Source organism: Tibeticola sp., assembly GCF_022759015.1.
GTDB lineage: Bacteria > Pseudomonadota > Gammaproteobacteria > Burkholderiales > Burkholderiaceae_C > Tibeticola > Tibeticola sediminis.
This window is the reverse complement of sequence record NZ_JAEMQB010000106.1, coordinates 1-6,135: the sequence shown is the minus strand read 5'-3', so window position 1 is coordinate 6,135 and position 6,135 is coordinate 1. Positions and strand designations below refer to the sequence as shown.

The window sequence follows — 6,135 nt, the reverse complement described above, 5'->3', positions numbered from 1 at the left end:
GCGCACCCGTTCAAGCCGCCCTCGGGTGCGGGGGCGGCGTTGCAAATCCTCGCCATGGCGCCCGCCATGGCTGTGGTTTGCGTCTTGCCCGCGCGCCCGATGACGGCCCGCCCGGGGGCGCTCAACTGCCGGATTTAGGATCAAAAATGAGAGCAACAGGGCGCCGATTCACGCTGGCAAACGGCGGGAAAAGGCCGTAATCGGCTCGAAGACGGCGCCGATGGGCATACCCGCGATCAACGCCGCTCGTACCAAGGTCGGGTGGCGTTGACGACGCGCACCACCAGCAGCATCACCGGGACTTCGATCAACACGCCGACCACGGTCGCCAGCGCCGCGCCGGACTGAAAGCCAAACAGGCTGATGGCGGTCGCGACGGCGAGTTCGAAGAAGTTCGACGCGCCGATGAGCGCCGAGGGGCCGGCGACCTCATGCTTTTCGCCCAGCGCGCGGTTGAGCAGGTAGGCGAGGCCCGAGTTGAAGAACACCTGCACGAGGATGGGCACCGCCAGCAGCGCGATGACCAAAGGCTGACGCAGGATGGCTTCGCCCTGGAAGGCAAACAGCAGCACCAGCGTGGCGAGCAGGGCGGCGATGGACCAAGGCCCGATGCGCTCGAGCGTCGCGTCGAACGCCGCCTGACCGCGCGCGAGCAGATGGCGCCGCCAGAACTGCGCGAGGATCACGGGCAGCACGATATAGAGCCCAACCGAGATCAACAGCGTCGCCCATGGCACATGGATCGCCGAGAGTCCGAGCAGGAAACCGACCAGCGGGGCAAAGGCGAACACCATGATGGTGTCGTTGAGGGCCACCTGCGTGAGCGTAAAGAGCGGGTCGCCGCCGGTCAGCCGGCTCCAGACGAAGACCATGGCCGTGCATGGGGCCGCCGCGAGCAGAATCAGCCCCGCAATGTAGCTGTCGATCTGCTCGGCCGGCAGCAGCGGCGCGAACAGGTGGCGGATGAAAAACCACGCGAGCAGCGCCATCGAAAACGGCTTGACCAGCCAGTTCACGAACAGCGTCACCCCGATGCCGCGCACATGCGCGCGCACCTGCCCCAGGGCGGAAAAGTCCACCTTCAGCAGCATGGGGATGATCATCACCCAGATCAGCAGCCCCACCGGCAGGTTCACCTGCGCCACCTCGAGACGGCCGATCGCCTGGAACAGCCCGGGAAACAGCTGCCCAAACCCGATGCCCGCCACGATGCACAGCGCCACCCACAGCGACAGGTAGCGCTCGAACACGCTCATCGGCGCGGCGGCGGCGCGCTTGGCGGTGACTTCGCACTGGGCGCTCATGGCCGCTCTTCTTGCGCCAGGGCGCGTGCCGTCGCGGCAAGCGATTCGGGGCGGAGGGCTTCCGGCGGCTGAGCCACCAGGCGCTCGAGCCGACGCCCAATCGCGGCGAGCGTGGCGCGGAAGGCTTGCAGCCGCTCGTCCTCGCTGCCCTCGACGTTCGAGGGGTCAGGGTAGCCCCAATGCGCGGTCGCTGGATGACCCGGCCAGACCGGGCAGACCTCGCCCGCGGCGTTGTCGCAGACGGTGATGATCAGGTCCATGCGCGGCGCGTCGGGCGCGGCAAAGACATCCCAGCTTTTGCTGTGCAGCCCCGCGGTCGCGATGCCCTCGGCCTCGAGCGCGCGCAAGGCCAGCGGGTTGGGCTGTTGGTTCGGGCGCGGGCTGCTGCCGGCCGAGTAGGCACGAAAGCGCCCCTTGCCGAGGTGGTTGAGCATGGCCTCGGCAAGGATGCTGCGCGCCGAGTTGTGGGTGCACAGGAACAAGACGTTGAGCGGGCGGGACATGGGCATGGTGTCGATGTTCGCAAGACTGTGCCGGTTGCGGCCGCGGGTGGCGAGACTGAATCCAGAGCGAGCCGGCCACCCGATCGGCGCCGCCGCCCGACGTCGCTGGGATGACGATGTTACGGCAACCATGGTGACGGTTTTGTGAAAGGCGCGAGTCTTCAAAAATGAGAGCGCCGCAGCGAAGTTTGACGCCGGCGTTGCGCGCAAATTTCATGAAAAAGTCACGCCAAGGCCATCATCGCGTCATTTGAGGTGGCGAGCATGGGGGCCGGTTCAACACCGACCGTCGACAGGAGACCCCAGCATGAAAGAACTCCCCAACCCCACCTTCGCGCTCTCGCCCGTGGCCTTGCCCAGGGGGTCGCTTCATCCAGGCATCGCAACGCGTGCTCCGCTGGCGGCCCCGGCGGCCGAGCGCGCAGGCCTGGTCGTGGCCTGGGCGCGCCACCAGGACGAGGTCCGTGCCGCACAGCGGCTGAGGTATGCCGTATTTGCCGGCGAAATGGGTGCGCGCCTCACCGGCCCCATTCCCGAGCACGACATCGACTTATTCGATGACTACTGCGAGCACCTGCTGGTGCGCGACGAAGCCAGCGGCGAGGTCATCGGCACCTACCGCGTGCTCACGCCGGAGCAGGCCCAGCGGGTCGGCAGCACCTACAGCGACACCGAGTTCGACCTCACCCGCCTGCGCAGCCTGCGAGCGCGCATGGTTGAACTTGGCCGCAGCTGCGTGCACCCCGAGCATCGGCACGGTGGCGTCATCATGGCGCTGTGGGGCGCGCTCGGCGAATTCATGGTGCGCAACGGGCTCGATAGCATGATTGGCTGCGCCAGCATTCCGATGCTGCACAACGGCGTCATCAGCGGTGACGTGGCGGCGAGCATCTGGCGCCAGGTCCGGCAAACACATCTCGCGCCGATCGAGCACTGGGTCACGCCACGCCTGCCGCTGCCGGTGGAGCAGCTGGACGACAGCCTCAGCGTCGAGCCGCCCGCGCTCATCAAGGGTTATCTACGTCTGGGCGCCAAGGTGCTGGGCCCGCCGGCCTGGGATCCGGACTTCAACTCGGCCGATCTGCCCATCCTGATGCGGCTGGGCGACCTGCCGGCGCGCTACCGCAAGCACTTCCTGGGCCAGTCATGACGATCGCGGCCCATCGGCCCGAGGCGGCGCTCGGCGCCGATTGGGCCGCTCCTTTCATCGCCAGCGACGCCTCGGCTGGGCGCGATGAGGCTGTGCGCTTGCGGCGCGACGGCGTGCAGGGCGCAGCCGCGCCATCGGCGGACGAGGACTCGGGCTACCGCGCCGTGTTCATTTCCGACCTACACCTGGGCACGCCCGGTTGCCAGGCTCAAGCCTTGCTGGAATTTCTCAAAGCCCACCCCTGCGACACGCTCTACCTCATCGGTGACATCGTCGATGGCTGGCAGCTACGCAAGCGCTGGTTCTGGCCGCAGACCCACAACGACGTGGTGCAAAAGCTGCTGCGCCGCGCGCGCAAGGGTTGTCGCATCGTATTCGTCCCGGGGAATCACGACGAGTTTGCGCGCGGTTTCGTGGGCCACAGCTTCGGCGGCATCGAGGTGCAGGCCGAGGCGGTCCACACCCTCGCCGATGGTCGTCGGCTTTGGGTCATCCACGGCGATGCGTTTGACGGCGTGATTCAGTGCGCGCGCTGGCTCGCGGTGGTGGGTGATGAGCTCTATGAGTTCACGCTCAAGCTCAACCGTCACCTCAACCGTCTGCGCGCACGCCTGGGCCTGCCGTACTGGTCGCTCTCGGCGTATCTGAAGCACAAGGTCAAGAAAGCGGTGAATTACGTCAGCGACTTCGAGTGCGCCGTCGCCGCCGAGGCCCGCCGCCGTGGCCACGACGGCGTGGTCTGCGGCCATATTCACCGCGCAGAAATGCGCGAGATCGACGGTACCCTCTATTGCAACGATGGCGACTGGGTCGAAAGCCGCAGTGCCTTGGTCGAGCACCGCGATGGCCGGCTCGAACTGGTGCACTGGCAGTCCGTCGCGCAGGCGGCCGTGGCGGCGGTCGCCCGTGCCAAAGCCAAGGCGCCCGCATGAGGCTCGCCCTCGTCACCGACGCATGGAAGCCGCAGGTCAACGGCGTGGTGACCACGCTGGTCGAGCTGGTGCGCGAACTCCAGGCGCTCGATCACACGGTGGAGGTCATCGAGCCCGGGCAGTTTCGCACGCGCCCGTGCCCCGGCTACCCCGGCATCGACCTCGCGGTGCGGCCTGGCCGCAGCATGGCGCAGCGGCTTGATGCCTTGGCGCCCGACGCCTTGCACATCGCGACCGAAGGCCCGCTCGGCTGGGCGGCACGGCGTCATGCCCGCAAGCGCGGCTGGGCATTCTCCACCGCGTTTCACACCAAGTTTCCCGAGTTCGTGCAGGCGGCCACCGGCCTTCCACCGGGCATCGGCTATGCGGTGCTGCGGCATTTCCACGGCGCATCCTCGGGCGTGATGGTGCCCACGCGCGGTGTGATGCGCATGCTCGGCGAGCGGCGCTTTCACAACCTGCGCGAGTGGACTCACGGCGTCGACACGACGCTGTTTCGCTACCAGCCGCAAGCGCGCATATACCCGCCGCTGGGCGTGTTGCCGCGGCCGGTGCAGCTGTATGTCGGGCGGGTCTCGCACGAAAAGAACATCACAGCTTTCCTCGACCTCGAACTGCCGGGCACCAAGGTGGTTTGCGGTGTCGGGCCGATCGAGGCGGCGCTCCAGCGGCGCTACCCGCAGGCACGCTGGTTGGGCGTGCTGCCGCGTGAGGAACTCGCTCAGCTCTATGCCAGCGCCGACGTGTTCGTGTTTCCCAGCCGCACCGATACCTTTGGCCTCGTCATGCTCGAGGCCATGGCGTGTGGGACGCCGGTAGCGGCATTTCCGGTCGATGGGCCGCTCGAGGTGCTGGGCGATGCCCAGGGCCGGGTGCGCGGTGGCGTCCTGCATGAAGACCTTCGGCACGCGACGCTGCGTGCGCTCGCGGTGCCGCGGCACGAGGCGCGGGCACGCGCGCTGGAATTCAGCTGGGTCCAGACGGCGCAGCGGTTCTTGGAGCATCTGGTGCCCCTGCGGCGGACCGATCCTGCGCCCGGGGCTGGAGAGATACCCGCGCTTGTCACGCCAGCGTCACGAAAAGTCGTCAACAATCGGTCATGAATCCGTCGCTGGAATTTCGCTAATGTCTGTCAAAAGCGCCCGATCCGCCCAAAGTCAAACGAGTACAGCCCACCAAGCGCAGCCGCCCGGCGCGGGTGGCGCGGCATCCGCGCAGCCCTTACGGCTGCTCGACCGCGATCACAGCATCCTCGCGTTCAACGAGCGGGTGCTCGACTGGGCCAGCCGCGCCGATGTACCACTGCTCGAGCGCTTGCGCTATCTGTGCATCGTGTCGGCCAATCTCGACGAGTTTTTCGAGGTGCGTGCCGAGCCACATCTCAACGCCCTGCTCTCGGGCCAGGCGCGGGGCAGCTACACCGCGGACAGTTACGTCGCTCTCGCTCAGGCGGCGCGCCAGCTGGTGCAGCGCCAGTACGCGGTTTACAACGATGAGCTGATGCCGGCGCTGGCGCGGGAAAACATCCACATCCTCGGCCACAGCGAGCGCGATGCCGCACAGCGGCGCTGGGTCAAAGCCTATTTCGAGCGCGAGGTGCGCCCGCTGCTGATTCCGGTCAGCCTCGACCCCGCGCACCCCTTCCCGCAGGTGGCCAACAAGTCCTTGAACTTCATCGTGCGCCTCTCGGGTGAGGACGCGTTTGGCCGCGACAACGACATCGCCATCGTCAAAGTGCCTCGGGTCTTGCCGCGCCTCATCCGTCTGCCGGAGAAGGTCTCGGGTGGGCGCACGCTCTTGGTTTCGCTCTCGAGCATCATCCGCTCGCACCTGGCCGATTTGTTCCCGGGCCGCCAGGTCGGGCAGTTTTCGCAGTTCCGGGTCACGCGGCATTCGGACCTCGAAGTCGACGAGGAGGACGTCAAAGATCTGCGGACCGCGCTGCGCCAGGGGCTGGTGCATCGGCACTACGGGCAGCCGGTGCGGCTCGAGGTGTCGGCGGGCTGTGCCGAGGAGTTGAGCCGCTTTTTGCTCGAGCAGTTCGGGTTGCCCGACGCCGCGCTGTACCGAGTCGCCGGCCCCGTGAACTTGTCTCGCCTCACGCAGCTCATCGATCTGGCGGGGCGGCCCGATCTGCTGTTTCCCCCGTATGCGCCGCGCTTTCCGCTTCAGATGGTGCCGGGCGTTTCGATCTTTGCGCGCTTGAAAGAAGGCGACGTCCTCATCCACCAGCCTTATGAGAGCTT

Annotated in this window: 6 protein-coding genes; 4 read left to right on the top strand and 2 right to left on the bottom strand. The window is 67.1% G+C overall.

The window, feature by feature from the left end:
• Positions 1–236 precede the first annotated feature (236 nt).
• Positions 237–1,304: an ACR3 family arsenite efflux transporter gene (gene arsB, locus JHC36_RS06725; RefSeq protein ID WP_124219442.1), complete on the bottom strand. Its 1,068-nt coding sequence runs from the start codon at positions 1,302–1,304 to the stop codon at positions 237–239.
• Positions 1,301–1,813, bottom strand: a complete 513-nt coding sequence (locus JHC36_RS06720) for an arsenate reductase ArsC (protein ID WP_287917419.1) — start codon at positions 1,811–1,813, stop codon at positions 1,301–1,303. Before JHC36_RS06720 ends, arsB begins: the two co-directional genes overlap by 4 nt.
• 301 nt (positions 1,814–2,114) lie before the next feature.
• Here JHC36_RS06720 and JHC36_RS06715 point away from each other — a divergent pair, with 301 nt between their 5' ends.
• The 4 genes from JHC36_RS06715 to JHC36_RS06700 form a co-directional block, all read left to right on the top strand.
• Entirely contained in the window at positions 2,115–2,957 is an 843-nt protein-coding gene (locus JHC36_RS06715; RefSeq protein ID WP_287917416.1) for a GNAT family N-acetyltransferase, read from the top strand.
• On the top strand, positions 2,954–3,889 hold the full coding sequence (locus tag JHC36_RS06710) for a UDP-2,3-diacylglucosamine diphosphatase (protein WP_287917414.1): 936 nt from the start codon (positions 2,954–2,956) through the stop codon (positions 3,887–3,889). Before JHC36_RS06715 ends, JHC36_RS06710 begins: the two co-directional genes overlap by 4 nt.
• The gene (locus JHC36_RS06705; RefSeq protein ID WP_287917411.1) at positions 3,886–4,992 is read left to right on the top strand and encodes a glycosyltransferase family 4 protein; all 1,107 of its coding nucleotides are present in this window, start codon (positions 3,886–3,888) and stop codon (positions 4,990–4,992) included. Before JHC36_RS06710 ends, JHC36_RS06705 begins: the two co-directional genes overlap by 4 nt.
• Positions 4,993–5,014: 22 nt before the next feature.
• The coding region (locus JHC36_RS06700) for a polyphosphate kinase (protein WP_503006939.1) at positions 5,015–6,135 on the top strand (1,121 nt) is incomplete at its 3' end.